Raw genomic sequence first — 24,712 nt, 5'->3', positions numbered from 1 at the left:
GTGTAAACTAAGATTGAGTCCACCGAACAGTTGAAATACTATGATTTTGCCAGGTTCTGCCGTGCGAGTCACGAACCCCGTCGATACTTACTATGGTTTCCAAGGTCTAGTTCAACGAGTCAGTGACGGGAAAGTTGCTGTTCTGTTTGAAGGGGGAAACTGGGATAAACTCGTCACTTTCAAACGTTCTGAACTAGAAGCTATCGATACCACTGCGGGACGAAAAGGGAAAAAATAAGGCTGTTGACGGTTGACTGTTAACGGGTTTCAGGGAAGGGGGAGCAATAAATCTAATTACTCTCCCTTCCCCTTGCCATAGAATTGAATGGCAGTTTAAGATGCGATCGCCATTCCTTACGCTTACTTTCAGAGTGTCCTAATTGTAAGGCACGGTTTAAGATTCCGGCGTTGTGGGTTGATGGCTGGTGTCAGAGATGTTTCTTAGCGTTTGTAGAAATGACTAAGCATCAGAAGGCTTGTTGAGAGTTATAGCTTTTGTCAAATCACATAAAAATCAATTAAGCAGAAAACTCTGAAACCTTTAATGAACAGGGGTTTTGGCGATTTTACTTTGTCACTATTTCAAGGATTTTGGCTAGTCAGTCACATAACCGTCACATAAACTAAATTTATATTTAATTCAGAATAGATAAGGATTTATGCCCAAAAGGGTACATATTTAGCGTGTTTTCTCGATTTATTTTCTAAATCATAAGGCTTGATTAGTCCTTCATTAATTGTATCTGCAATAATTCGTGAGGCCATAGAGTAATTTTTTTCAGCAATTGCGAATCGTCTTCGCAAAGATTCATTAGTCATTTGTTCACGACATACAAAGCGTAAACAAGCGTGTTGATAACAAGCTCTAATTCGATCTCTCTTGTCCATATCTTTTAATTCTCTATAAGTAAACAAGATAGCTTCGGTATGTTTACTTTTAACGTTAAACTCTGGGGCTGGGAGTTGACAAATCTCTACTGAGTTAATTACTTTATCTATACCAATACCTCGTTCTTCGCAGATATTAATTCTTCTCATAAAAGCAGCTAAATCTTCATTACGAGATTGAGGAGGTAAATCGATAAATCGCATTGTATCAACTAAGGGTTCACCAGGGTTTCTAATTTCCATGCGATCAGAAAAAATTTCTATAGTAGAACTCACACCAGTCATATTAAAGTCTTGATGGATAATTGCATTAGCAACTAATTCTCTAATGGCGATTTCTGGATATATTTTTATATTTTGGCGTAAGGCTTGACGAATTTCTTCATTCTGAGGTAATTGACTATTAATAAATTTTATAATTTCTTCAAAACCAACAGCATAACCTTTATCAAACAATTCTTCTCTTTGAGTGTTAATACGATTGTTGCCACTGTATATAATCACTCTAACTGCCTTTCTACCTAATCTGTTAAAATCTGTTAGTCTTTTAGCAAAAAGAATCGCTCCAAGCTGAGTAATATCATAATAGTTACTTGGCTTGATATTAATTATATTTTCTGCTGCTAAACGTTCTAAAATACCTTGTTTGTGATCTGGCAGATTTTGGTTGGTTAACTCGAAATAACTCGGATAATTAATCTTTGCTAAAACTTCATCTGCCGTTACATTTTGTAAGGCAACTCCCTTTTCAAAGGGTTGGCGATCAAATAACGACCATAATTGCCTTTCTTTTTCGGGAAAATCTTTAAGTTTTTTTTTGTAACTCCCTACACGAATATACTCAACACCCTTAAACGCGATAGGAATATAAGTAGCTCTAGGTATTTCAAATAAAACGATATCTTTGCCATTATTAGTAAACTCATAAATTTTAAAATCAATTCTGGGTTGAAGTTGTATAGCCAGCCAATTCTCTAATTCTTCGCTATTAATTTTTTTTTGCTTGGGTTTAAACTTTGTACCAATGATATTATGACTTTGATCATCAATACCCCAGATTAGATAAGCAGTTTGCTTATCGTGTAATGTAGCCGAGTTTGACAAAGCTGATAGATATTCACCTATATTTTCTGGTTCTGTATTATCTTTTTTAAATTCAACCCACTCAGTTTCTTGAGGAAGTGTAATTAATTGTTGTAATAACCGGAATAAAGATTCGTTTTCCATTATACTAATTTGTGTTAACTTTAATAACAATAAACCTCATAAATCTTTTTAAATTGAGCATCAATAAAACTCAATACAAAATCTTTACGAACTACCCCGCCGTATTATAGCCGTATTATAAACGCTTTGACCATTGCCAAAGTAAGACTCGTAAATATAAACAATATTCCATTGCTGCCAACTTCACCAACTCCCAACCAGAGTAATAAATGCTGCGTCCGGTTCCCGTTGCGCTAATACTTGGGGGAGAATCCATCAAATCGGGATGACAGGATTTGAACCTGCGACCCCCTCGTCCCGAACGAGGTGCGCTACCAAGCTGCGCTACATCCCGGTGTCTTTAACAAGACATGATTAGACAGTTTAACACATAAAATATCAGTTAGGATCTAAAAGATGTGAATTTAGCAGGAAAAGGTAGCGCGTGGTTGTCAAGCCAGACTGGTTGCGAGTGAAGGCGCCTCAATGGGAGCGCGTCGGAAACGTTAAAGGAATTTTACGGGACTTAGGCCTAAACACCGTCTGTGAAGAAGCCTCCTGTCCCAATATTGGCGAGTGCTTCAACGCCGGAACTGCTACATTTTTAATTATGGGGCCAGCTTGTACCCGTGCCTGTCCCTACTGTGATATTAATTTTGAGAAAAAGCCCCAACCCCTAGATGCTACTGAACCTGAGCGACTAGGGGAAGCAGTTCGACGGATGAACCTGAATCATGTTGTGATCACTTCTGTTAACCGGGATGACTTACCCGATGGCGGTGCGTCCCAATTTGTTAGGTGTATTGACCGGGTGCGTGCTGTATCTCCCCAAACTACCATTGAAGTATTAATTCCTGATTTGTGTGGAAATTGGGACGCTTTAGAACTGATTTTGCAAGCAAAGCCGGAAGTTCTCAACCACAATACCGAAACGATTAAACGCTTGTATCGTCGGGTGCGCCCTCAAGGAGATTATCACCGCAGTTTAGAATTATTAAAGCGATCGCGGCAACTTACCCCAGAAGTTTATACCAAATCAGGAATTATGGTAGGACTGGGTGAAACGGATGCGGAAGTTCGAGAAACGATGCAGGATTTACGAGCCGTTGACTGTGATATTTTAACCTTGGGTCAATACCTACAACCGAGTCCCAAACATTTACCCCTGGTAGAGTTTATTCCTCCTGAACAATTTAAGGCTTGGCGAGAGTTTGGCGTGTCTATTGGGTTCTTACAGGTCGTTGCTTCTCCCTTAACCCGCAGTTCCTACCACGCCGAACAAGTTCGAGGATTAATGGAACAATATCCGCGTTAGTTTGAGGGGCGATTATATTCGGTAGAGACGGAATATTTGACGTCTCTACCCAGAAATATCAAATAAAAGCCAGAATCAAGATTTTAGCAGACGGATTCTTGTCTTAATATTGTCTAGTTTTCTCTTAAATCTGTATGGAGTTCCTAACTATTTTTACAGGGATTTGATCCCTTACAGTGATTAAACCGTTTTAGCTTCTTGGGCTACAATTTCAACTTCATCCTCAGCTAATTGTTGTAACAAAACTTCAGCTTCGCTGCCTCCTAAACGCGCTAAAGCTTGGGCGACACGATAACGAACTTGCCAATCAGAATTTGTAACAAAAGGAACTAATAAAGGAATTGCCCGCTTGTCTCCTAATTCTCCTAATGCGCTAATGGCAACGGTTTGAATCAGAGTATTTTCATCTTGAAGTGCTTGTTCTAAAAGTTCAAAAGCACGAGGTTCTTCTATTCCTCCCACTGCTGCCACAATACTCAGTTTAACGAGCCATTCAGATGTTGTGTTATAAACATTTTGCAGATCATCAAACGCATTCTGAAGTTTTAAAGCTCCTAACGCATCTGCTGCCGCCGCTTGCACATCCACTTCCGGATCATTTAATAAGTGATGGCGCAATACTTGATAAGAGATTTCTAAATTTTGTTCTCCCAAGGTTGCCATCTGACTCACCGCACCATATCGGACTCGACTATTACTATCTTTAATGGGGACTTGAATTAACTCAAACGCGATCACAGGTTCCAATTGTCTAAGTTGATTTACACCCCGTAAGCGATCGCCAAAATCACTGGAACTTAACAACTGCTGAACAGATTCAGGGGTAATAGTCATAAAAATTAAAGTTGTGAAATTAAAGATCTAAACGGTTTTGAAATGATTAAAATAATATCATGTTTTCGGGCATCAATACATCAATATTTTTCCAGTATTAACAATTATTTATCATAAATTTAGGACAGAAGTAGAAACAGAATCTCGACCCCTGCCCTTTTGTTATCATGACTCAAACCCTGAAGCCATTGCTAAATCCGATTTCAACTCTTTGCCTCTGCCATCACCCGCAGAATATCCCCACAGGTGAGAAGCCCAATCACTTGATGAGATTGATCCACCACAGGTAAACGATGAATCCGCTTTTCATTGAATAATCGAGCCGCATCAGAAAGCGATTGATCAGGAGTAATCGTCACCAGGGGTGCTGGAGTCATCACTTCTCCCACCGTTTGGCCCAAAGCTTTATGTAATTCCTGTTCATACCGGGAAAAGTTTTCCAGATAAATCACACTATCGAGAAACGTAATATAGGCCGGAGGAGTAACACCGCTTTCCTGCCACATCAAGTCTGTTCCAGAAATGATTCCCACTAAATGACCCGATGAATTCACCACAGGTAAACAACCGATATGTCTGTCCACCATCAGTTGAAGTGCCTCTCTGAGTGGCATCTCTGGCTGGGCCAGTATGGGATTCGGGGTCATCACCTCAGCAACAGTCTTAGGCATGATTTCCAGTCTTTGATTGATAAACTTCTATACCGTTGATCATATCAGTTATCGTTTTAGCCAGTGGAGGTTCAATAGATTTCTTGCTCAACCTCCCTCGAAAGATGATTCTAGGGTGTTCAGGGGCTTTTCTTGTAGAATCAATCAGGGGAGAAATCCAATCTTAATCTTCCGTCAGCACCCCGCTCTGAAGAGACGGGGCTTCATGCCTCTCCTTTGGATAGCTCGTACCCGCCTTAGCCTTAACGGGCTACGTTATCGGGAAGCGTTAAAGTTCTTACCTTGGGATGCGTAGCTAGTCCCAAGCTCTAAAACTTGAAAGTTAAACAGTTTTACGAGGGGTAAGACCGTGATGACCGAGAAAGTACCGACCGATAACATTGGTTGGCGAAGCTAACATTACCTGAGAAATCAGTGTGGTAGAAATACCAAAAAAACCGGGAATCGGCAAATACAACAATTTTTGTCGATTCCTAATCTCGTATTCACGGAGAATAAATTCTCCTGAGTCGTTTTTCCTCCGCGCTCTGAAGAGAAGCGGTTTCCAAACTTCCCATTTTTTTATTATGAAAAAATTAATCGAGTCTGTTGGGAAAATTCAATCTTTCTTTGTCTTGTTAACAGTAATGGTGTTAATTCTGACTCACTTGGCGTTAGTTCCTCCGGCTTTGGCTTCCCGGTTTTCTGTTTCTCCAGTCCTAGGAAGTCTATTTTCTTTTTCAGGAACTCCACCGACAAACCTCGGTGTTGAACAGGGGAAATTTGCACCCTGTCCCCCTTCTCCCAATTGTGTTTCTAGTCAAAGTATAGATGCCGAACATCAAATTGAACCTTTCTCCTATAAAGATGATCCTGAAACAGCATTTAAACAGATTCAAACTATTCTTGAAAATACTGAAAATGCTGCAATTATTAAGGATGAAACCAATTATATTTACGCCGAATTCACCTCGCCTCTGATGGGATTTGTCGATGATGTAGAATTTTATTTAGATGAACAAGAGGGTTTAATTCAAGTGCGTTCTGCCTCCCGTTTAGGAGAATCAGATTTAGGGGTAAATCGCAAACGGATTGAAACCATTCGAGAACAGTTTCAATAAATTGTTATATTAGGGAACAGGGAACAGGGAACAGGCAGGAAAAGAGGGGTGTACGGTTTAGGTTTTAGAATCAGTCTATGTCCTAACACCCCAGGCGCGACTGCTGTAGTAAGCCCTTCAGGGCTGCAATCAGTAGTAAGCCCTTCAGGGCTGCAATCAACTGTTAATAAAATAATAAAACCTCCTACAAAATTTGTAGGAGGTTTTGAAATTAATCAGATGTTTTTAAAACATTCCCTAATAATTAGAATCTCTAATTACAGAGCATTACCGCGAGGTAGAACTTCTTCAGGGAAAATAAAGTTTTCGTGGGGTTGATCCGAAGGCGCCATCCAAGCCCGCAGACCTTCATTTAACAGAATGTTCTTGGTATAGAACGTTTCAAATTCAGGATCTTCGGCTGCCCGTAATTCTTGGGAGACGAAATCATAAGCGCGTAGGTTTAGAGCCAAACCAACAATGCCGATAGAACTCATCCACAGACCCGTGACAGGCACGAATAACATGAAGAAGTGTAACCAACGTTTGTTAGAAAAAGCAATCCCGAAAATTTGTGACCAAAAACGGTTGGCGGTCACCATCGAATAGGTTTCTTCCGATTGAGTCGGTTCAAAAGCCCGGAAGGTATTGGCTTTGTCGCCATCTTCAAACAGGGTATTTTCTACCGTCGCTCCGTGAATGGCGCACAACAGCGCACCACCCAGAATTCCAGCCACTCCCATCATGTGGAAGGGGTTCAGCGTCCAGTTATGGAAGCCTTGCAGGAACAGGATGAAACGGAAGATCCCCGCCACCCCAAAGCTAGGGCCAAAGAACCAGCCCGACTGACCCAAGGGGTACATCAGAAACACACTGACAAATACCGCAATCGGCCCAGTAAAGGCGATCGCATTATAGGGACGAATGCCCACTAAACGAGCAATTTCCAACTGACGCAGACAAAAGCCGATCAGCGCGAAAGCACCGTGTAGAGCTACAAATGTCCACAGACCGCCCAGTTGACACCAACGGGTAAAGTCCCACTGAGCTTCAGGCCCCCAGAGAAACAGCAAGGAATGTCCTAAGCTGTTGGCGGGGGTACTAACGGCGGCTGTTAAGAAGTTACAGCCTTCTAAATAAGAGCTTGCTAAACCGTGGGTGTACCAGGAAGTCACAAAGGTTGTTCCGGTTAACCAGCCACCAAGAGCTAGGTAAGCACAGGGGAACAACAGAACTCCTGACCAACCCACGAAGACGAAACGATCGCGTTTTAGCCAGTCGTCGAGGACGTCAAACCATCCTCTCTCAACTTGCGGTCTTTCGACAGCAATAGTCATGGACGCAAATCTCCGAATATATATAATGACAAGTTGTAAAGAGACTTGGACTCACGTTAAGACTCTCTCATCTGCACTAGCAGAATCTGAGAAATTTGATGAGCACAGTTAATGTTTCTTTACGTCTGTTCATAGTATAGAGGTAAAGCCTGAGTTCAGCAACTCTTTTGCCTCCCAAATTTCAAAAAAATTAGGACAAGGGCAAAAAAACCCCGTTTCTCGGAACAATCTGGGGTTGAAGAACCTGCGATCGCCTAAGAAAAGGGGTTTCTGGTCACAGAGATGGAATTACGGATTTATTCTTCTGCCATAATTCTAGGCACTTTGAAATAGTCTCCTTCTTGTTCGGGAGCATTGGCTAGAATATGATCTCGTTGGGGATAGGGTTCGCCTTGATCCGGTCGAGTAATATTACTCATTTCAATTGCCCGGGTCATGGGAGGAACTTGGGCGGTATCGAGTTCATTTAATTGCTCAAAATAGTCTAAAATTTCACCCAATTGAGCGGTAAATTTTTCTTCTTCTTCTGGGGTTAACTCCAGTCTAGCCAGATAAGCGACTTTAGAGACTTGTTCACGATCAATAGTCATAGGTTAAATCGATCTTCAGGTGGGTGGGGAAAGGGATCAACCCGTCATCGGGTTGCAATTGGGCGATTTAAAGTTAAAAACTATTAGAAATAGACATCAATCTTGCTTCTTCCGGTGACTTTCAGCCAGTTTTGAGCTTCAATATAGTTATTCGGTGCTAGTTGAATTGCCCTAACCCAATATTCTGCTGCTTGCCGAAATTCTTCTTCAGCTTTGTCTTCATCTCCCGCTTCTTTGGCTTTTTCCCCTTGATAATGGTAAATCACCGCAATATTATTTAAAGCTTGGGGCATTCGGGGGTTTAACTCAATTGCCTGTTGATAATATTCTAAGGCTTCTTCATGTTCCCCATTACTAGCATGAATTAAGCCAATATTATAGACAATAAAACTCCGATCATAGGGATCTTCTTCTAGGGTCAGTGCTTCATAGTAATTTTCTAATGCTTCTGCATATTCCCCATCTGCTTGCGCTGACATTCCATCCCGATAATAGGCAAATGCTTCTTTAGCTTTTTGGTTTGTGGGCAGTATCTTCAGGATCATATCTGCCATAACCGTAAAGGTTTTATCAATAAAGTTATCGTTACGTTGTGATCTGGGCATAAAATTTTTGATCTCCAAAGGTTGAGACTGGGAACTTCAGAATTTAAGGGAAGTTACTTATAGCAGGGAACAGGGAACAGGGAACAGGGAACAGACAGGAAAAGAGTTCTCTCCGCACGGTTTTAGCATCAGTCTATGTCCTAACTGCCTTGGCAACTGCTATAACAGCCTATTGCCTAATATTACCTTAATCGGTTCAGTGTAGAGACGCGCCATGGCGCGTCTCTAACAATCAGAGTCAACGGTCAACCGCCAACAAACTAATGCAATGTTGCTTCAGCTTCTGTGAAGACGGGATAGGATTTCTTGATTTTGTGGGTAACTGGAGAAGCCAATAACATAATCTTCTCCATCAACCAAGGGGCAAAACGGTTGCACCAAACGGCTAAATGGCTTTGCCATCCCACTAAAATTTCCGAGGTGTCTTTATCCAAACCCGCCACTAACACTTTGGCGACTTGTTCGGGGGTCATGGGAACCACCCAACGGAACAGTTTCAAGTCCCGTGTCATATCCGTGTCCGTTAAGGTCGGTAATAGGGCCATAACGCGAATATTGTAGGCGGCTAATTCCTGGCGCAGGGCTTCTGTAAATCCCAAAATAGCGAACTTAGTCGCCGAATAGGTGGACATCGTAGGGGCTGCAATTTTTCCCATTAAACTCGATACATTGATAATGGTTCCCGATTTGCGGGTGGCCATGCGTCGGGCAATAGCATGGGTAATGGTATACAACCCCATAAAATTCAAAGAAATTTCTTCTTGAACGTCTAGGAGTTTGGACTGTAAAAACGGCGTTTGGTGGGCAACACCCGCACAATTAATCAAAATCTCAATTGGCCCGTGTGACCGCCAAGCTTGAGCGATCGCAATATTGACTTTTATCGGTTGCGTTAAGTCCAGGGCCAAGGTGACAACTTCTACGCCCATCGGTTCTAATTCTGTAGCCAATTCCGCGAGTCGTTGACGATCCCGTGCAACTAAAATCAGACGTTTGACCTGATGTTTGGCAAATTCTAAGGCAATTGCCCGCCCAATTCCACGAGAAGCCCCAGTAATTAGGGCTGTTTTTCCTTGAATGTTCATTGCGAAAACCTCCTGTTGAGGAGGAATTCGGTGTAATCTTGGCAGCGATGGAGAATACAATTCCATCACATCCCAACCTAACAACCGTGATTAGACACCGATATTCCTCTGTGCAGATCTGAAAAAATCTTGAAAAGTTAAAATTTTTGGGTCATGAGTGTAGAGATAAGTAATGGGTCGTGATTAGACAACACACCAGGTAATCTTTTTTCCTTAGTTCCTGGTTAATAGAGCGACATTGATTTCACGCATGGCTCAACTGTCTCCTCAATACGAGCATTAATTGGAAAGACCCTCCATGCACAATCTAACAACCCAAGCAATAAGTTGCAACATTTTTTAATAAAATTTGCTTAACATTACTTCATAATTAAGCAATATACAGGAGTTGTCAGGCTGTCTGATTCCTTACGGTGATGGAGTTAGGGAATATGAGTCGGGAGGTGAGCGTTCGGTGTTTGAACCTCTGGCTACCCCACACCGGAAACTTTAAGCCTGATAAACTATCTTTATCAATACAACGTCTATGTTGATAGTCTATTTTTACGGTTGCTCATGCCATTGTCTGACACTCCAGAGAAAACGGTTCTTGATTTGCACGCCGAGGCACATCGCTATATCGCCCAACAGCAGCTTGATGAGGCGGTTGAAGTGTGTACACAAGCCCTAAAACTGCAACCTCGCTTTATTCCGGCTTATAGCACGATGGGGTTGGCGAAACAATTACAAGGGAAACTGGATGAAGCTAAATTTTGGTATACCAAAGCCCTCGACATGAAACCCGATTGGGTAGAAGTTCATACTAATTTAGGGACGGTGTATTTCCAACAACAGCAATGGCGGGATGCACTACAAGCCTATCAAACTGCTCTGCATTTTAAACCCAATCAAGCTAGAATTTATCAGAGTTTATATACTGTTTGGATTAATCTCAATCAACCGGAAGAAGCGAATAATGCTTGGTATCAAGCCTTAATTTTAGAACCTGAATGCGTTTCGGCTCAAGATTATATGAATTTTGGGAAAACGTTAATTGAAAAAGGCAAATTAGATCAAGCTCTGGAACTGTATAGTAAGGGCGTAGAAATTTATCCGAATTGGTCGCACGCCTATTTTAATTTCGGAGAAGCATTAAGTCGGAAACAACGATGGGAAGAAGCGATCGCAGCCTATCAGCAATCCCTAAGTCTGGATGGGAATAGTAACTTATGTTATCAAAGTTTGGGAGATGCGTTCGTTCAGCAACAAAAATGGGAAGAAGCGATCGCAAATTATCAAAAAGCGATTGAACTCAGCCCGGATTTTTCTTGGACATATCACCAACTGGGAAATGCGTTATTTGAACAAGAAAGATGGGAAGAAGCCACCGTCGCTTATTACCAAGGAATTGCTCTAAATCCTAAATTTTTTGGCTCCTATTATAAACAGGGAGAAATTTGTTCAAAAACAGGTAAACCAGAAGAAGCCCTTAATTGGTATCGTCAAGCCATTGAAATTAATCCTGATGGCTTTTGGCTGTATTTTATCCTGGGAAATGCTTTATTTGAAATGCAACAGTTTGAGGAAGCAATAGCCTCCTATCAGCAAGCTATTGAACTTGAACCTAACATCGATTGGTTATATCCCCAACTTGGAAAAGCTTTAATCGCTCAACAACAATGGAATCCGGCAATTAATGCTTATTGTAAAGCGGTTGAACTCAATCCGAATAATCTCTGGTTGTTAGAGCAATTAGCAGAAATCTTAATTGAACAGGAGGAAATTGAAACCGCGATTTCAGTGTATAAAGAACGTCTAAAAGTTGCTCCCAAAGCTGATATTTTACATTACAATTTAGCGAATTTGTATAGTTCTCAAGGTCAACTTGATGAGGCGATCGCCTCCTATCAAACTGCTATCAATATTAATCCTAAAGTTGCTGAATATTACGCGGGATTAGGAGAATCGTGGTTAAAAAAACAAGACTTAGATCTCGCCATGTCCTACTTCATGGACGCTTTACAAATGAAACCTGATTTCATTCCAGTTTATGAAAATATTGCTAAAATTCTACAACAGCAAGGAAAAAATGAAGAGGCTATAAACTGTTTTAGTTATAAAGATTTACCTTTATCACTTTTAGAACAATATTGTTTTGTTAATCCCGATCAATTAATTACCTCAGACTTTAGTTCTAATGTCAGCTATACTTCAGTTTATCCAGGTAGTCAAATCCCTTTGAACCCTTCCCGAACTATTGCTCAATTTCATCCCGGATTTATCTTTGGTCAAGCAGAAACTCGAAATGCGTTTGTGGTGACATTAAACAATGGGAAAGTCTGGGGAGATTCCGCGACCAGTGCGGTGATCACCGCGCAAAATGAATTACTGACTGATATTTCAACCGGATGCGCTGAAGTAGTTTTATCCTCTCATAAATTACCTCCAATTCATCATATTAATGGAACAGTTGCCTTTTTGTCGGTTCGCTGGGGAGAATCATTTTACCATTGGATGTATGATGTTTTACCGGGAATTCATTTAATTCAAAAAAGTGGGATCGAGTTAGAGAGTATTGACTATTTTGTGTTTAACAGTTACCGCTTCCCTTACCAAAAACAAACTTTAGAACTTTTAGGAATTCCTGAACATAAGATTATTCAAAGTATTGACAAACCTTATATTCAAGCTAAAAAGCTGATTGTTCCTGCTCCTAACTTATTTCAAAATAATACAGTAACACCGGAATGGATTTGTAAGTTCTTGAAACAGCAGTTTCTTCCTGAACAAGCTAAGACTGTAAAGGCGAACCGTCGAATTTATATTAGTCGAGAAAATGCAGGTTCTCGCAGTGTTGTTAACCAAGATGAATTGATGCAACGGTTGGAATTGTTTAACTTTGAAAGCGTTGTTTTAGAATCGTTAACGCTCTCGGAGCAAGCGCTATTAATGGCGAGTGCGTCGGTGGTTTTAGCGCCGCATGGTGCTGGATTATCCAATATTGTTTTCTGTCAACCCGGAACCAAAATCATTGAATTATTTACTCCTACCTATGTGCCGCCTTGTTATCGAATTATTAGTAATGTTTGTAATTTAGAACATTACTATTTAATTGGGGAACTTTTAGCGGATAAAACCGAACAGAATCTGACCCATTTGGGATTCTTGAATATGCGAATTAATATCGATGATTTAATCAGCTTACTGGAATTAGCAGGAATTACAGCAACTTAAATCCTCCTTCTAAAGATTGAGAACGCTGTTTTAAAGTTTGTTCTAAAACCCAAACCGTTAAATTTTGCCATTCGGGTAAATTGCAAAGCTGATTCACCTCTAAAGACTGTCCTAAACTATTAGAATAATGCACAAAACTTTCTGTCCAATTGATTAGAGTTTCCACGGCTAAAAACGGGGTATATTTCCAAGCTTTTTGCAGATATTCTCCCATTTCAACAGGAAAACCTGTATAATACAAATACCAAGAACTCCAAACTAAGGTACTGTAACGTACCCAATTTTCAATTAACTGAATTTCTAAGGGAATATTGGGAAGATTAAAAAACTTATCCAAAACATAATTAATCGATTTCGCTTGAGAAATTCCATCCCGCATTGTATTCCGGTCATGTTGACGATAACAAACTGTTGATTGACGTAACCAAGCCGATTCACATCCTAATAATGCTAGTCTTAAAATTAAATCCACATCCTCCCCATGAGCTAACCCCGGTTCAAACCCTTCTACTTCTAATAACCATTCTCGACGAAACATTAAGGTTCCCATTGTTCCCAACGGTTTCCAACGCAACCACATTTCTAAATTCAACTCAGGAACATAATCCCAAGGTGTCGCTTCTGTCAAGGTTTCTCCCTGTTTGTTAACACGACGCCATCCACTTTGAACCAGTCCGAGTTGCGGTTGTTTTTCAAAAATGGCGAGCTGGGTTTCTAATTTATCAGGAAGAAAAATATCGTCCGCATCGAGGAAGACAATAAACTCTCCCCGCGCTAAACTTAACCCCTGATTTCGCGCCACAGAAACTCCTTGGTTCGGTTGATAAACATAGCGAATAGAGTCAGAATAGGGTTGTAATACCTGGCGGGTGTTGTCTTGGGAACCATCATCTACGACAATAATTTCATCAGCAGAATAAGTTTGATTAAGAATACTTTCGACGGCTTGCCCAATATAGCGATCGCAGTTGTATGCTGGAATCACTACACTAATCCGGGGAGTTTCTAAAGTATTGGACATATATTAAATCTAGAACTTGATGAACTGTCAAATGTCAGGATATATCCTGATCTTCTATAATACCTAAAACTGCTTTCATATCCTCTCTAAGTTTTGAATTGTTGTCTTATCATTTGATATCCAATTGTGAAAAAATCTGTATTTGTTAAAAAACATCAAAATGTCCCTTGGTTTGAACGGTTAATGGCTATTTTAGTGACCGTTAACTATGGATTAATTTTATTTAACCTCAGTTATACTCATTGGCGAGATTATTATTTCCGGTATATTCCCACCCTGACCCAAATTTATGATCCCTTTAAAGGAATTGAGCCCCATCAAGAGACTGAAAAATATTTAGAGACCGTTGAACAGTTAAAAACTACGGTTGTTGAAACGAGCTTAAATTCGGCTGAAACCGAGGAAATTTTAGCCAACTTACGCAGCCAAAGTGAGGAAATGATCAATGAAAATCCGTTTGCTATTGCTGAAAAAAGCGGAACTTTAGAACGGATTAAAAATCGGATGCGGGATCGGATCGAAAATAAAAATAATTCGGCTAAACAATCTTTTAATATATTTTGGAGTCCCTCTTATTTGCAAGCAAAAGGATATGATCGAGAAATTCAATGGTTTGAGAAGAATATTCGCCCTTTAATTGCTACAAATTATTATCGAACTCTGGGAGAAAATGGGGAATTTACTCGAACCTTTTGGAAGATTGATTTACCTTTTATTATTATTTTCTTCCTAGAATTTTTAGCCCGAACTTATTTTATTAGTCGTCGCTATCCTAAAGTGACTTGGTTTGATGCGATGTTATGGCGGTGGTATGATGTCTTTTTGTTTTTACCCTTTTGGCGATTATTAAGAATAATTCCTGTAGCACTACGTTTAAATCAAGTCAATTTTATCAGTTTAGAATATATTCGGATTCAGGTCACTCGCGGATTTGTGGCTGGAATCGCCAGGGAATTAACCGAAGCCGTGGTGATTGAAGTCTTGGAACAAGTTCAACGAGAAATTCGGAAAGGAGATGTAGTTAAACGATTTTTTGTGAATCAAAATAAACAATATTTAGATATTAATAATATCAATGAAATGGAGGCGATCGCCAATCATTTAATCCAGACAATTATTTATCATGTTATTCCTAAACTAGAACCCGATATTGAAGCATTATTGCGCTATAATATTGAACAAGTGATGCAACAATCTCCGGTTATTCAACAGTTTAAAAATATTCCGGGGTTACAACAAATTCCTGAACAAATTCAAGAAACAATAATTACAGAACTGTCTAAATTAGCCACGGAAGGGCCACAGAATGCCTATGAAACGGTGAAAACAGCAATGGCTGATCCCGTGGGCACAAAATTAACCAATCAATTAGTTAAAAACTTTAGTAAGGTTTTAGGGGAAGAACTCCAAAAAGAACAAGGTTTAGCCGAAATTCAAACCTTATTAATTGACTTTTTAGAAGAATTCAAAATTAACTATATTCAACAGGTGGATGAATCTAACTTTGAACAGGTTCTCGCCCAATTACACGAACAAAGACGATTAACAGAAACCGAGTAAATTGCGTTAACTGTAAATAGCCAACAGCCAACAGTTAACAGTCAACAGACAACAGATAACAGACAACACACCTGGCAAATGCTTTCGCTGTAAGCTAAACTAGAGAAAGAGGCGAACCCTTTGGGTTCGTCTTTGGCTTCTGAGAAGACACTGTTTCACGCGCTGAGTGGGCTTCACCCACTTTTTTAATGGCAGTGTAACGTCAGAACTTGTGTAGACTCTAATATTCACGTCAACTATGGCTCATCCTCTGATCCCCAAAATTCTCGACATCGCCACCCCCATCGCCCAAATATTGGGACTGGAAGTGGTGGGGGCAACCTTTTACACCAATCAGAAACCTCCTGTGCTGCGTGTAGATATCCGCAACCCCAGTCAGGATACTGGATTAGAAGATTGTGAACGGATGAGCCGAGCTTTGGAAGAACAATTAGAGACCAGCAATATTATTCCCGATGCCTACGTTTTGGAGATTTCCAGCCCTGGAATTTCGCAATCTTTAACCAGCGATCGAGAATTTGTTTCATTCAAAGGATTTTCTATCATTGTTAAAACATCAGAACCCTACAAAGGTCATTCTCAACAACGAGGAAAACTGGTGCGTCGGGATGAAACCACTGTTTACTTAAGCCAAAAAGGGCGACAACTGGCAATTCCGCGTGAGTTAATTACACAAGTTATATTCGATGAAAGTGGGGAGGAATAAAGGTTTTACAACCTCAAGTTAAAACCGTTGGTGATTGAAGGCAGGGGGGTCTATCCCCTTGATTTTGCGCCCTTCCTTTCTCTGTTGAAAAATCTAGTCCTGTGATCACAAAATTTCCAATTTGGAGGATAAAAGCCCTATGTCAATGGTGAGTTTGCCCGGTTTGCAAGATATGATTAATAGTATTTCTCAGGAACGCAATTTACCTAAAAAAGCCGTAGAAGAAGCGTTACGAGAAGCATTGTTAAAAGGATATGAACGCTATCGTCGAACGATTGAAATCCAGACTCAATTTAGTGACGATTATTTTGATAATTTTGATGTAGAACTCGATGTAGACGACGAAGGATTTCGAGTTTTAGCCAAAAATTTAACTATTGTTGAACAAGTCAGTAACCAAGATCATCAAATTGCCTTAAAAGACGTGCGAGAAGTTGCACCCGAAGCCCAATTAGGCGATACCGTTACTCTGGATGTCACCCCGGATCAAGGGGAATTTGGCCGCATGGCTGCAATTCAAACTAAACAGGTTTTAGCGCAAAAACTGCGGGATAAGCAGCGCAAAATGATTCAAGAGGAGTTTAAAGAACTCGAAGGAACAGTGCTGCAAGCCAAAGTCCTGCGATTTGAACGACAATCTGTAATTATGGAAGTGGCCAGTGGCTTTGGTCACATGGCTGTGGAAGCGGAACTTCCCAAACGGGAACAACTGCCGAATGATAATTATCGGGCCAATGCCACTTTCCGCGTCTATCTGAAAAAAGTCTGTCAAGGTTCCCAACGGGGGCCACAATTGTTAGTGTCTAGGGCTGATGCCGGGTTAGTCGTTTATTTGTTTGCCAATGAAGTCCCAGAAATTGAGGATGAAGTGGTGCGAATTGTGGCGGTGGCGCGAGAAGCCAACCCCCCTTCCCGTCATGTTGGCCCCCGGACTAAAATAGCAGTAGATACTCTCGATCGAGATGTTGATCCGGTTGGGGCTTGTATTGGAGCCAGGGGTTCACGGATTCAAGTCGTGGTGAATGAACTGCGGGGTGAGAAAATAGATGTGATTCGTTGGTCACCTGACCCGGCTACCTATATTGCCAATGCCTTGAGTCCGGCGAGAGTCGATGAAGTCCGTTTAGTCAATCCTGAAGAACGTCGTGCCCATATTCTGGTTCCTGAAGATCAATTGAGTTTGGCTATTGGGAAAGAGGGGCAAAATGTGCGTCTGGCAGCCCGATTAACAGGATGGAAAATCGATATTAAGGATACTGCTAAATATGATGCAGCAGCCGAAGATGAAAAAATCGCCGAAGAACTCGAACGTCAAGCTTTAGCGGCAAGGGATGAGGACTTTGACGAATTTGGGGAAGAGGAGTAGAGGGGAGCCGGGGGAGCGCCGGAGGCAGTGGCTAACCGTCAACCGTCAACCGTCAACCGTCAACCATGAAAAACCAACGTCGTTGCGTTGCTTGTCGCCAGTTAGCAGGCAAAGAAACCTTCTGGCGATTTGTCCGGCTCTATCCATCGCATCAGGTACAATTAGATCAAGGAATGGGTCGTTCAGCCTACCTTTGCCCCAACCCTGATTGTTTACGGGTGGCTCAGAAAAAAAATCGACTGGGACACGCACTGCGAACATCGGTGCCAGAGGAACTGTATCAAAGCCTATGGCAACGTTTAGCAAACCCTTCAGAGATGACCTCGCCCTGTGGCGATGTTTCTGAATCAACTACCTGTTCACGTTCACAACCCCTGTAAGGAGGTGTCAAGTTCACATTTAGTTACTAAACCTACTCCCCAGATAGAAGAATGGGGTGTCCAAGTTGTAGCAGAATGGGATAAATTGGCTAAGTTGTCCAATGATCCTCCTTCACCCGAAGGTTCAAATCTGTTAACTTGAGAAAGACAAGTGTAAAGATTTAAGGGGTTCAAGTTCAACAAAAATCGACATAACATTAAGAACTGTCACAGCAGACGAATCCTCTGCATCCTTGACACTTAAATAACAAGAGCAGATGATATCGTTATTTAAAATGTAGAGGTTACTGTTGTAAGAGTAAATCGAACTATGTAAACATCAAACAATGGGTTGGTACGAAGAGGGGTCAGTGGATGAACAACGCCAAAGTCAGAATTTACGAACTATCACGGGAACTTAATTTGGATAACAAGGACATCTTAGCAGTGTGCGAACGGCTGAATATTTCGGTTAAAAGCCACAGTAGCACGATTTCAGAATCGGATAAAGAACGCATTGAAAAATATGTAGCGAGTCACCCGAACCCAGGTCAGCTTGATGCCAAATCCGAGCGATCGCACCCCAATGGGAAATCGTCGGGAGCTACACCAGGAGAGAAGAAAAGGCAAGAAATTTTAGAGATCCAGAAGCCGAGAATTCGGCCTAACTCTGACTCCTCCCCTGTGTACAGCGAGGAGAATTCCTCTGCATCAGTATCAGTTGCCACACCACCTAAGTCACTTGTTTCTCCAAAAGCGCCTGTGAAACCCACGTTAAATCGACCTGTATTATCGAAACCCAATTCTCTTGCTCAAGCGGGAACAGACTCTTCCCAAACAGCAGCCGAAGAACGTTCCGAAACTGAGCAGATTGCCATTGACTCTCCTCCGCAGGAGATCACCATTCCTGAAGAAGAAGATCTAGATCTGTCGGAACCGGCTCTACTGTCTCCTCCACCCGTCAGACCCGCATCAACGGTTCCTATTGTTACTTCTGAAGTTGTTGAACCGATCATTAAAAACAAGCCCGTTTTGAAGACGAATAAATCAACGCCTAAACCCGTTGAATCAAAACCCAAAACGGAAACTCCCGAAAAACCGACTCCCAAAACACAACAGGCTCCATCCCTGGCTCCAACTGAGGCTAAAGAAAAAGACTCAGAAGCCCGAAAAGCACCGCGTAAAGAGATCGGGGCTCCCAGACCCCGTGGCCCGGAATTGCAACCGCCTCCTGCGCGTAAATCGGTTCAACCGATTGATGAGGATGCAGAACCTTCAGAAAATGCAGAAGAAGAACCCTTAATTGCTACAGACGATTTAATTAAACGGCCAAAACGGGCTGCGGTGACGACATTAACTCGACCTAACCCTCCTCGCACTGGGAAACGAGGGCCAGAATGGGAGGAAGAGGAAGAAGAAGTTGTCGATACAGCTAAAGCTAAAGCTGCTAAAGTCAAGGCTAAACGACGGGCGAAACCTTCCTTAGATGAAGACGATGATGATGAGTTAAACGCATTGGCTTTATCGAACGCCAATAACGCCATGATGACTATATCCCTGGCGCGTCCACCCAAACCCAAATCGAGTCCGGGACAAAATAATCTAGCCGCCACGACGGCTAAACCGAAAAAACAAACTCCGGGTCGGAGTGGAGGTTCTTCGGGTGCAAATATGCGTCGCACAGAAGCTAAACCGAAAGCAGAACGCCCAGAGAAAGTGATTGTACCAGGGCCAATGACGGTTCAGGAACTGGCGATGGCTTTAATCTTGCCAGAAACAGAAATTATCAAACGCTTATTCTCTCAAGGAATTGCCGTTAATATTACAGAGACGCTGGACTATAACACAATTCTGTTAATTTGTCAAGATCTAAACGTTCAAGTTGAAAACGAAAAACTCAAATCCGGTGCGATCAAGCCCGACAATATTCTCAACGAGGAAGACTTAGGACATCTGCAACGGCGTCCTCCGGTGGTGACCATCATGGGTCACGTCGATCATGGGAAAACCACTCTCCTCGATGCTATCCGCGAAACCAAAGTGGCACAAGGAGAAGCCGGGGGCATCACCCAACACATCGGAGCCTATCATGTCGATATGGAACATGAGGGTCAAACCCAGCAAGTCGTCTTCCTGGATACTCCGGGTCACGAAGCCTTTACCGCCATGCGGGCCAGGGGAGCCAGAGTTACTGACGTGGCAATTCTGGTTGTAGCAGCCGATGATGGTGTCCAACCCCAAACGATTGAAGCCATTAGCCATGCTAAGGCGGCTGGAGTCCCGATTATCATTGCCATCAACAAAATTGATAAAGAAGGTGCCCAGCCGGATCGGGTGAAACAAGAGTTAACCGAATTTGCTCTCGTTCCCGAAGAATGGGGTGGGGACACGATTATGGTTCCGGTCAGTGCCATCCGGGGAGAAAACCTCGATACTCTGTTAGAGATGATTCTGTTAGTGGCTGAGGTTGAGGATCTTTATGCTAACCCCAACCGGGCAGCTAAAGGAACGATTATTGAAGCTCACCTCGACAAATCTCGTGGCCCTGTGGCAACGCTGTTAGTCCAAAACGGAACCCTGCGCGTTGGGGATATCGTTGTGGCGGGTTCAGTCCTGGGTAAAGTGCGGGCAATGGTGGATGACCGAGGCGATCGCGTAGACGATGCCAGTCCTTCCTTTGCGGTTGAGGTCTTAGGGCTGCGGGATGTTCCGGCGGCTGGAGATGAATTCGAGGTGTTTGAAAGTGAAAAAGAAGCCTCGGCTCTAGCAACCCAACGGGCAGAAGCTAAACGCGAAACCCGCTTAACGAAGGGTCGGATCAGTCTGAGTGAATTCTCGGCTCGCGCCCAAGAGGGTGAGTTGAAAGAACTCAACTTGATCCTCAAAGGAGATGTTCAAGGCTCGGTCGAAGCGATCGTTGGCGCGCTGAAAAAACTGCCTCAGAAAGAAGTCGAACTGCAACTGCTCTTAGCCGCGCCGGGTGAAATTACCGAAACGGATATTGACTTAGCAGCCGCCAGTAATGCCGTCTTACTCGGATTTAATACCACCTTGGCTCATGGCGCACGACAAGCAGCCGATCGGGCGGGAGTGGATATCCGCGATTACAACATTATTTACAACCTCTTGGATGATGTCCAAGCGGCGATGGAAGGTTTACTAGAACCGGAACTGGTAGAAGAAGCCCTGGGTCAAGTGGAAGTCCGGGCGATCTTCCCCGTCGGACGCAGTACGGTAGCAGGTTGTTATGTGCTATCGGGTAAAGTGATTCGTAACTGTAAAGTTCGAGTCCGACGCAAGAATGAAATCGTTCATGAAGGCGGTCTCGACTCCCTGAAACGGATGAAAGAAGATGCTAAGGAAGTTAATGCTGGCTATGAATGCGGTATTGCTTTGGATAACTTCAACGACTGGAACATGGGCGATATCATTGAAGCTTATCGGATGACTACGAAACGTCGTACCTTAACCCTATAATCTTTATCCCTAATTGTTTAACAACCACTTTTTATTCCAGCAATAATAGGTGGTTGTTGCTTTTTTAAGCGTCTGCGGGATTGAGGGGGATCATCGCCCAAGTGGTATAGGTGCCAATGGGACTCCACAGCACAAAAGGGAGTAGTAAGAGCGCTGCGGTTTGAGAAATTGGCCAAACACTAACCATCAACATTAAACCTAAAATAAAACCTGTCCCTCCTAAAATTGTTCCAACCCGCAAACTTTTCACCTTACACATCACAGGTGTATAGGACAAAATTACGAATTCTAATAATAGATAAAATCCCATTAATGCCCAAGTCTGGGACGTTCCAGGTTCTGCTTCCCACACTAAAATTGCCGACCACGCACCGCCAATAAAAACAATAATCCAAATTAAAGGAATGGCTTTTTCAAACGTTAACCAACCCGGACGAGTTAAACGATTAAACCATCGGATATCATTAGGTGTCAAAAGGACATTATTGGCTAAGGCGACCAAAAAGGCTACTCCTCCAATTACCATCCAAGATCTAATCATAATTTTTGACTCTTTTAACCCTATTCAGGTTATTTTATATTAGTTGGTTATTAGTCAAATCTCCCAAAAGCATGAAAATTAAGCCCTAATTGCATCTTCATAACGTTCTAACTGCATCAAAACTTTTATATTGTCAAAAAACAGAAATATTTGCTGATGTCGATTTAAACTTGATTCTTTGGAGTTCCACAAACCTCTATCTTTCAAGTCCTATCACCTAATCAATTATTAATTTGATTTCTTTTTAGTTTGAGGTTTTGGGGGTTCAGGAGGAATCGTAAACCGTAATTCCCCATTATCCTGATATTTGATTTTAACTCCTAACTCTGTTAATTCTTGAATCGCACGTTTGCGAACTAACTTATCTTCTGTAGCCCCATAAACCATGAGCCAAGATTGAATTCGGATCAATTTATTATCGGGATTTTGACTTAAAATTTCGGCAAATTCTCGTAACCGGGGCGCAAAATCTTGATCGGGTGTATTTTCAGCCCATTTTGCTGCCATCCGATGAGATTTAATCGCAGCTTGAGTATCTCCTAATAACAATAATTCATCAACTCCTTTTACCCGCCAAACTAACCAAGCTTTAGGATTTTTTTCCGGGGAAAGAGATTGCAATCCTTTTTCGATCAATTTAACCGTTAAATCCGGTCTAGCTTGGTAAAAAGAAACTGATGTCGATAGGAAATTATACATTTCTACCCAGAGGGGATCATGGGTAACGATCACCTCGAAATAATCATTTAAAAGTTCATAATCGGTTTTCTGACGAGCCGGATCATCCCCAAAATATTGCAAAAAACCTAAAAATGCCCAATCCGCCAGTAAGTTACCATAACCAAGTGAGGGTAAAGTTTTTAGGAGTTTTAACCGCGTCGCCTCCTGTTGTTGCGCTTGTTGGGCTGTGGCGGTCGAAATCTGATCGGGTTGTGTCGTTTGAACTGTAGAAATCCCTAACCCACCCGGAGCATACAGTTGTACTCCCACAATGCTAATTAAGGCAATTCCGGCGATCGCAATTGGTAGGAGGATGGATAACCCTTTAGAAAAAGTAGACTTAGCTGAAAGATTAACCACAGTGTAGACAAGAAAACATGGCATCATTATAAGAATATCATGAATTTTTTGCCCAGTTGTAAAAACTCCAGTTAAACTATAAAATAGGGGAGTAACTCCTCTAGTTCAACTCCAAGTCAGACTATAATATTGATCAAAACAATAATTCCGTTAGGAAAATCCCCCCACTGAAATGAATCATTAGTTAGGGGTTTTCTGAATACAACGGTTCTGAATCTCCTGAATTTGACATTTTGCTCAGATTCCCCATCGGAAACTGTTGGTCTTTCCCAAACCTCATCCTTGTCAAAAACAGGAAACAGGTAAACGGTAAAATCATAGTGACAGCGTTTTTGCTTTTACCCACCTAATCAGAATCAGAACACTTTAAAATTTAACGTAGGCTTTCATCCCTGACTGTAAACGACAAGTCAAGGGTTTCAAGCGATATAGGGAGATTAAATGAATCAGAAAGTGAAACGCTTTTCCCCATTCCGTCAAGCCCTGTTTACAGGTGCGCTGGCAACCGTTACCGCCTTGATGATGCCAGCTTGGAGTAGCAGCGTCAATGCCACCCTCAAAGATAGCCCGAAAGCTGTATTAGATGAAGCTTGGCAGATTGTTAATCGAGAATTTGTTGATAGAAATTTTAACAAAGTCAACTGGCAAGCCGAACGGGAAGAACTCCTCAGTAAAAACTATACCTCTCCTGAAGAAGCTTATGTCGCCCTCAGAAAAGCCCTAGGAAGGCTGGAAGATCCTTACACTCGGTTTATGGATCCCAAACAGTATGAGGCGTTAACGAATCAAACCGCCGGAGAACTCTCTGGGGTGGGGATGCAACTGACACTGGATGAAGAAACCAAAGCCATTACGGTAGTTGAGCCGATTAAGAATTCTCCGGCGATCAAAGCGGGAATTTTACCTGGGGATGTGGTGCTTTCTATTGATGGAGTTTCCACCACTGGGATGACGGTTGAACAAGCGGCGAATAAAATTCGGGGAACCCTGGGAACAGATGTAAGTTTACGCATTGGACGCGAAGGACAAAAAGAATTTGAGTTGACCCTGACTCGTGCCCGAATTGAATTAGAAACTGTAACCTATCGTCTCAATAGCGAAGGCGATCGCAAAATTGGTTATATTCAACTACGCGAATTTAATTCCCATGCGGCTGAACAAATGCAAGAAGCAATTGAAGCCTTAACCCAAGAAAAGGTTCAAGCTTTTGTTCTCGATTTGCGCGGAAATCCAGGAGGATTATTGCGTAGCAGTATTGATATTGCTCGGATGTGGATGGATACCGGAGCAATTGTTAGTACCGTTGATCGGGATGGCAAAACCCAGGAAATTCGCAACAATAGCACCGCCATGACTCAATTACCCGTTGTCGTGTTAGTTGATGGTAATTCTGCCAGTGCAAGCGAGATTTTAGCCGGAGCTTTAAAAGATAATCAACGCGGCGTGGTTATGGGAACACAAACCTTTGGTAAAGCCCTTGTTCAGTCGGTGTTTTCCCTCTCCGATGGTTCAGGGTTGGCCGTAACGATTGCCCATTACTATACGCCGAATGGAACCGATATTAGTCATAAAGGAGTGACGCCGGATATTAAAATTGATATCTCTGATGATCAGAAAAAACAATTGGCCACTGATCCGAAGTTAATCGGGACACCCCAAGATCCTTTTTACGCTAAAGCTATTTCTATTCTTGTGGCGGGTTCGGGAAATCGACCCTTAGCGATTAATGAATCTAAGTAATGGTTGTCGGTTGTCGGTTAATAACCAACAGTCAACAGT

Annotated in this window: 21 protein-coding genes and 1 tRNA gene; 10 read left to right on the top strand and 12 right to left on the bottom strand. The window is 42.1% G+C overall.

All coding sequences use genetic code 11. The features are described from left to right. The first annotated feature begins 40 nt into the window (after positions 1-40). The gene (locus tag PL8927_RS12925) at positions 41-238 is read left to right on the top strand and encodes an NAD(P)H dehydrogenase subunit NdhS (RefSeq protein ID WP_083622072.1); all 198 of its coding nucleotides are present in this window, start codon (positions 41-43) and stop codon (positions 236-238) included. Between the two features lie 419 nt (positions 239-657). Here PL8927_RS12925 and PL8927_RS12920 read toward each other — a convergent pair whose 3' ends face one another. The 3 genes from PL8927_RS12920 to PL8927_RS12910 all read right to left on the bottom strand — a co-directional run bounded on the left by PL8927_RS12920 (position 658) and on the right by PL8927_RS12910 (position 2,449). Next, positions 658-2,115, bottom strand: a complete 1,458-nt coding sequence (locus PL8927_RS12920; protein WP_083622069.1) for an RNA-binding domain-containing protein — start codon at positions 2,113-2,115, stop codon at positions 658-660. Between the two features lie 115 nt (positions 2,116-2,230). Next, on the bottom strand, positions 2,231-2,371 hold the full coding sequence (locus tag PL8927_RS12915) for a hypothetical protein (protein WP_156093186.1): 141 nt from the start codon (positions 2,369-2,371) through the stop codon (positions 2,231-2,233). A 4-nt stretch (positions 2,372-2,375) separates the two neighbouring features. Continuing rightward, a tRNA-Pro gene (locus PL8927_RS12910) sits at positions 2,376-2,449 on the bottom strand. A 90-nt stretch (positions 2,450-2,539) separates the two neighbouring features. Here PL8927_RS12910 and lipA point away from each other — a divergent pair. Beyond that, entirely contained in the window at positions 2,540-3,409 is an 870-nt protein-coding gene (lipA, locus tag PL8927_RS12905) for a lipoyl synthase (RefSeq protein WP_083622066.1), read from the top strand. A gap of 180 nt (positions 3,410-3,589) precedes the next feature. On the opposite strand, the gene nblB is transcribed toward lipA, so the two are convergent. After that, on the bottom strand, positions 3,590-4,243 hold the full coding sequence (gene nblB / locus PL8927_RS12900) for a phycobilisome degradation protein NblB (RefSeq protein WP_083622063.1): 654 nt from the start codon (positions 4,241-4,243) through the stop codon (positions 3,590-3,592). A gap of 203 nt (positions 4,244-4,446) precedes the next feature. Further along, positions 4,447-4,914: a CBS domain-containing protein gene (locus PL8927_RS12895; RefSeq protein ID WP_083622060.1), complete on the bottom strand. Its 468-nt coding sequence runs from the start codon at positions 4,912-4,914 to the stop codon at positions 4,447-4,449. Positions 4,915-5,480: 566 nt separating this feature from the next. Between PL8927_RS12895 and PL8927_RS12890 the strand changes: the two genes are divergently transcribed. Further along, positions 5,481-6,014 carry a DUF1499 domain-containing protein gene (locus PL8927_RS12890; protein WP_231506001.1) on the top strand — a complete coding sequence of 178 codons (534 nt, stop codon included), beginning with the start codon at positions 5,481-5,483 and terminating at the stop codon, positions 6,012-6,014. A gap of 257 nt (positions 6,015-6,271) precedes the next feature. On the opposite strand, the gene psbD is transcribed toward PL8927_RS12890, so the two are convergent. The 4 genes from psbD to PL8927_RS12870 form a co-directional block, all read right to left on the bottom strand. Continuing rightward, entirely contained in the window at positions 6,272-7,330 is a 1,059-nt protein-coding gene (gene psbD / locus PL8927_RS12885) for a photosystem II D2 protein (photosystem q(a) protein) (RefSeq protein WP_083621619.1), read from the bottom strand. 296 nt (positions 7,331-7,626) lie between these two features. Beyond that, complete coding sequence (gene gatC, locus PL8927_RS12880; protein ID WP_083622057.1) at positions 7,627-7,920, bottom strand: Asp-tRNA(Asn)/Glu-tRNA(Gln) amidotransferase subunit GatC; 294 nt, start codon at positions 7,918-7,920, stop codon at positions 7,627-7,629. A gap of 83 nt (positions 7,921-8,003) precedes the next feature. Then, positions 8,004-8,525: a photosystem I assembly protein Ycf3 gene (locus tag PL8927_RS12875; protein ID WP_083622054.1), complete on the bottom strand. Its 522-nt coding sequence runs from the start codon at positions 8,523-8,525 to the stop codon at positions 8,004-8,006. Between the two features lie 260 nt (positions 8,526-8,785). Continuing rightward, the gene (locus tag PL8927_RS12870; RefSeq protein ID WP_083622051.1) at positions 8,786-9,610 is read right to left on the bottom strand and encodes an SDR family NAD(P)-dependent oxidoreductase; all 825 of its coding nucleotides are present in this window, start codon (positions 9,608-9,610) and stop codon (positions 8,786-8,788) included. Positions 9,611-10,165: 555 nt separating this feature from the next. Between PL8927_RS12870 and PL8927_RS12865 the strand changes: the two genes are divergently transcribed. Further along, entirely contained in the window at positions 10,166-12,823 is a 2,658-nt protein-coding gene (locus PL8927_RS12865; RefSeq protein ID WP_083622048.1) for a tetratricopeptide repeat protein, read from the top strand. On the opposite strand, the gene PL8927_RS12860 is transcribed toward PL8927_RS12865, so the two are convergent. Next, entirely contained in the window at positions 12,810-13,844 is a 1,035-nt protein-coding gene (locus PL8927_RS12860) for a glycosyltransferase family 2 protein (protein ID WP_083622046.1), read from the bottom strand. The genes PL8927_RS12865 and PL8927_RS12860 overlap by 14 nt on opposite strands. Positions 13,845-13,970: 126 nt before the next feature. Here PL8927_RS12860 and PL8927_RS12855 point away from each other — a divergent pair, with 126 nt between their 5' ends. The 5 genes from PL8927_RS12855 (at position 13,971) to infB (ending at position 21,312) form a co-directional block, all read left to right on the top strand. Then, a complete protein-coding gene (locus PL8927_RS12855) occupies positions 13,971-15,404 on the top strand; it encodes a hypothetical protein (protein ID WP_331281819.1) in 1,434 nt (477 codons plus the stop codon). Between the two features lie 238 nt (positions 15,405-15,642). Next, positions 15,643-16,110 (top strand): ribosome maturation factor RimP, encoded by a 468-nt coding sequence (gene rimP, locus PL8927_RS12850; protein WP_083622043.1) that lies wholly within the window; start codon positions 15,643-15,645, stop codon positions 16,108-16,110. Positions 16,111-16,249: 139 nt separating this feature from the next. Continuing rightward, complete coding sequence (gene nusA, locus PL8927_RS12845; RefSeq protein WP_083622041.1) at positions 16,250-17,476, top strand: transcription termination factor NusA; 1,227 nt, start codon at positions 16,250-16,252, stop codon at positions 17,474-17,476. A 65-nt stretch (positions 17,477-17,541) separates the two neighbouring features. Next, the gene (locus PL8927_RS12840) at positions 17,542-17,856 is read left to right on the top strand and encodes a YlxR family protein (RefSeq protein ID WP_083622039.1); all 315 of its coding nucleotides are present in this window, start codon (positions 17,542-17,544) and stop codon (positions 17,854-17,856) included. A gap of 354 nt (positions 17,857-18,210) precedes the next feature. Then, positions 18,211-21,312 (top strand): translation initiation factor IF-2, encoded by a 3,102-nt coding sequence (gene infB, locus PL8927_RS12835; RefSeq protein WP_083622037.1) that lies wholly within the window; start codon positions 18,211-18,213, stop codon positions 21,310-21,312. Between the two features lie 64 nt (positions 21,313-21,376). Here the strand turns inward: infB and PL8927_RS12830 are convergent, their stop codons facing one another. Both PL8927_RS12830 and PL8927_RS12825 read right to left on the bottom strand, forming a co-directional pair. Then, positions 21,377-21,853: a TspO/MBR family protein gene (locus PL8927_RS12830; protein WP_083622034.1), complete on the bottom strand. Its 477-nt coding sequence runs from the start codon at positions 21,851-21,853 to the stop codon at positions 21,377-21,379. 228 nt (positions 21,854-22,081) lie between these two features. Continuing rightward, positions 22,082-22,957, bottom strand: a complete 876-nt coding sequence (locus PL8927_RS12825; protein ID WP_231506000.1) for a hypothetical protein — start codon at positions 22,955-22,957, stop codon at positions 22,082-22,084. 417 nt (positions 22,958-23,374) lie between these two features. Between PL8927_RS12825 and ctpB the strand changes: the two genes are divergently transcribed. Beyond that, positions 23,375-24,673, top strand: a complete 1,299-nt coding sequence (gene ctpB / locus PL8927_RS12820; RefSeq protein ID WP_083622031.1) for a carboxyl-terminal processing protease CtpB — start codon at positions 23,375-23,377, stop codon at positions 24,671-24,673. Positions 24,674-24,712 lie beyond the last annotated feature (39 nt).

The sequence above is a fragment of the Planktothrix serta PCC 8927 genome, from assembly GCF_900010725.2.
Lineage (GTDB): Bacteria > Cyanobacteriota > Cyanobacteriia > Cyanobacteriales > Microcoleaceae > Planktothrix > Planktothrix serta.
This window is presented reverse-complemented; position numbering and strand designations above follow the sequence as displayed.

Excerpts from the sequence above, each read along its gene's own strand:
- PL8927_RS12925 (WP_083622072.1), top strand. The coding sequence starts at position 41 with ATGATTTTGCCAGGTTCTGCCGTGCGAGTCACGAACCCCGTCGATACT.
- PL8927_RS12920 (WP_083622069.1), bottom strand. The coding sequence starts at position 2,115 with ATGGAAAACGAATCTTTATTCCGGTTATTACAACAATTAATTACACTT.
- PL8927_RS12915 (WP_156093186.1), bottom strand. The coding sequence starts at position 2,371 with ATGGATTCTCCCCCAAGTATTAGCGCAACGGGAACCGGACGCAGCATT.
- nblB (WP_083622063.1), bottom strand. The coding sequence starts at position 4,243 with ATGACTATTACCCCTGAATCTGTTCAGCAGTTGTTAAGTTCCAGTGAT.
- PL8927_RS12895 (WP_083622060.1), bottom strand. The coding sequence starts at position 4,914 with ATGCCTAAGACTGTTGCTGAGGTGATGACCCCGAATCCCATACTGGCC.
- PL8927_RS12890 (WP_231506001.1), top strand. The coding sequence starts at position 5,481 with ATGAAAAAATTAATCGAGTCTGTTGGGAAAATTCAATCTTTCTTTGTC.
- psbD (WP_083621619.1), bottom strand. The coding sequence starts at position 7,330 with ATGACTATTGCTGTCGAAAGACCGCAAGTTGAGAGAGGATGGTTTGAC.
- gatC (WP_083622057.1), bottom strand. The coding sequence starts at position 7,920 with ATGACTATTGATCGTGAACAAGTCTCTAAAGTCGCTTATCTGGCTAGA.
- PL8927_RS12875 (WP_083622054.1), bottom strand. The coding sequence starts at position 8,525 with ATGCCCAGATCACAACGTAACGATAACTTTATTGATAAAACCTTTACG.
- PL8927_RS12870 (WP_083622051.1), bottom strand. The coding sequence starts at position 9,610 with ATGAACATTCAAGGAAAAACAGCCCTAATTACTGGGGCTTCTCGTGGA.
- PL8927_RS12865 (WP_083622048.1), top strand. The coding sequence starts at position 10,166 with ATGCCATTGTCTGACACTCCAGAGAAAACGGTTCTTGATTTGCACGCC.
- PL8927_RS12860 (WP_083622046.1), bottom strand. The coding sequence starts at position 13,844 with ATGTCCAATACTTTAGAAACTCCCCGGATTAGTGTAGTGATTCCAGCA.
- rimP (WP_083622043.1), top strand. The coding sequence starts at position 15,643 with ATGGCTCATCCTCTGATCCCCAAAATTCTCGACATCGCCACCCCCATC.
- nusA (WP_083622041.1), top strand. The coding sequence starts at position 16,250 with ATGTCAATGGTGAGTTTGCCCGGTTTGCAAGATATGATTAATAGTATT.
- PL8927_RS12840 (WP_083622039.1), top strand. The coding sequence starts at position 17,542 with ATGAAAAACCAACGTCGTTGCGTTGCTTGTCGCCAGTTAGCAGGCAAA.
- infB (WP_083622037.1), top strand. The coding sequence starts at position 18,211 with ATGAACAACGCCAAAGTCAGAATTTACGAACTATCACGGGAACTTAAT.
- PL8927_RS12830 (WP_083622034.1), bottom strand. The coding sequence starts at position 21,853 with ATGATTAGATCTTGGATGGTAATTGGAGGAGTAGCCTTTTTGGTCGCC.
- PL8927_RS12825 (WP_231506000.1), bottom strand. The coding sequence starts at position 22,957 with ATGCCATGTTTTCTTGTCTACACTGTGGTTAATCTTTCAGCTAAGTCT.
- ctpB (WP_083622031.1), top strand. The coding sequence starts at position 23,375 with ATGAATCAGAAAGTGAAACGCTTTTCCCCATTCCGTCAAGCCCTGTTT.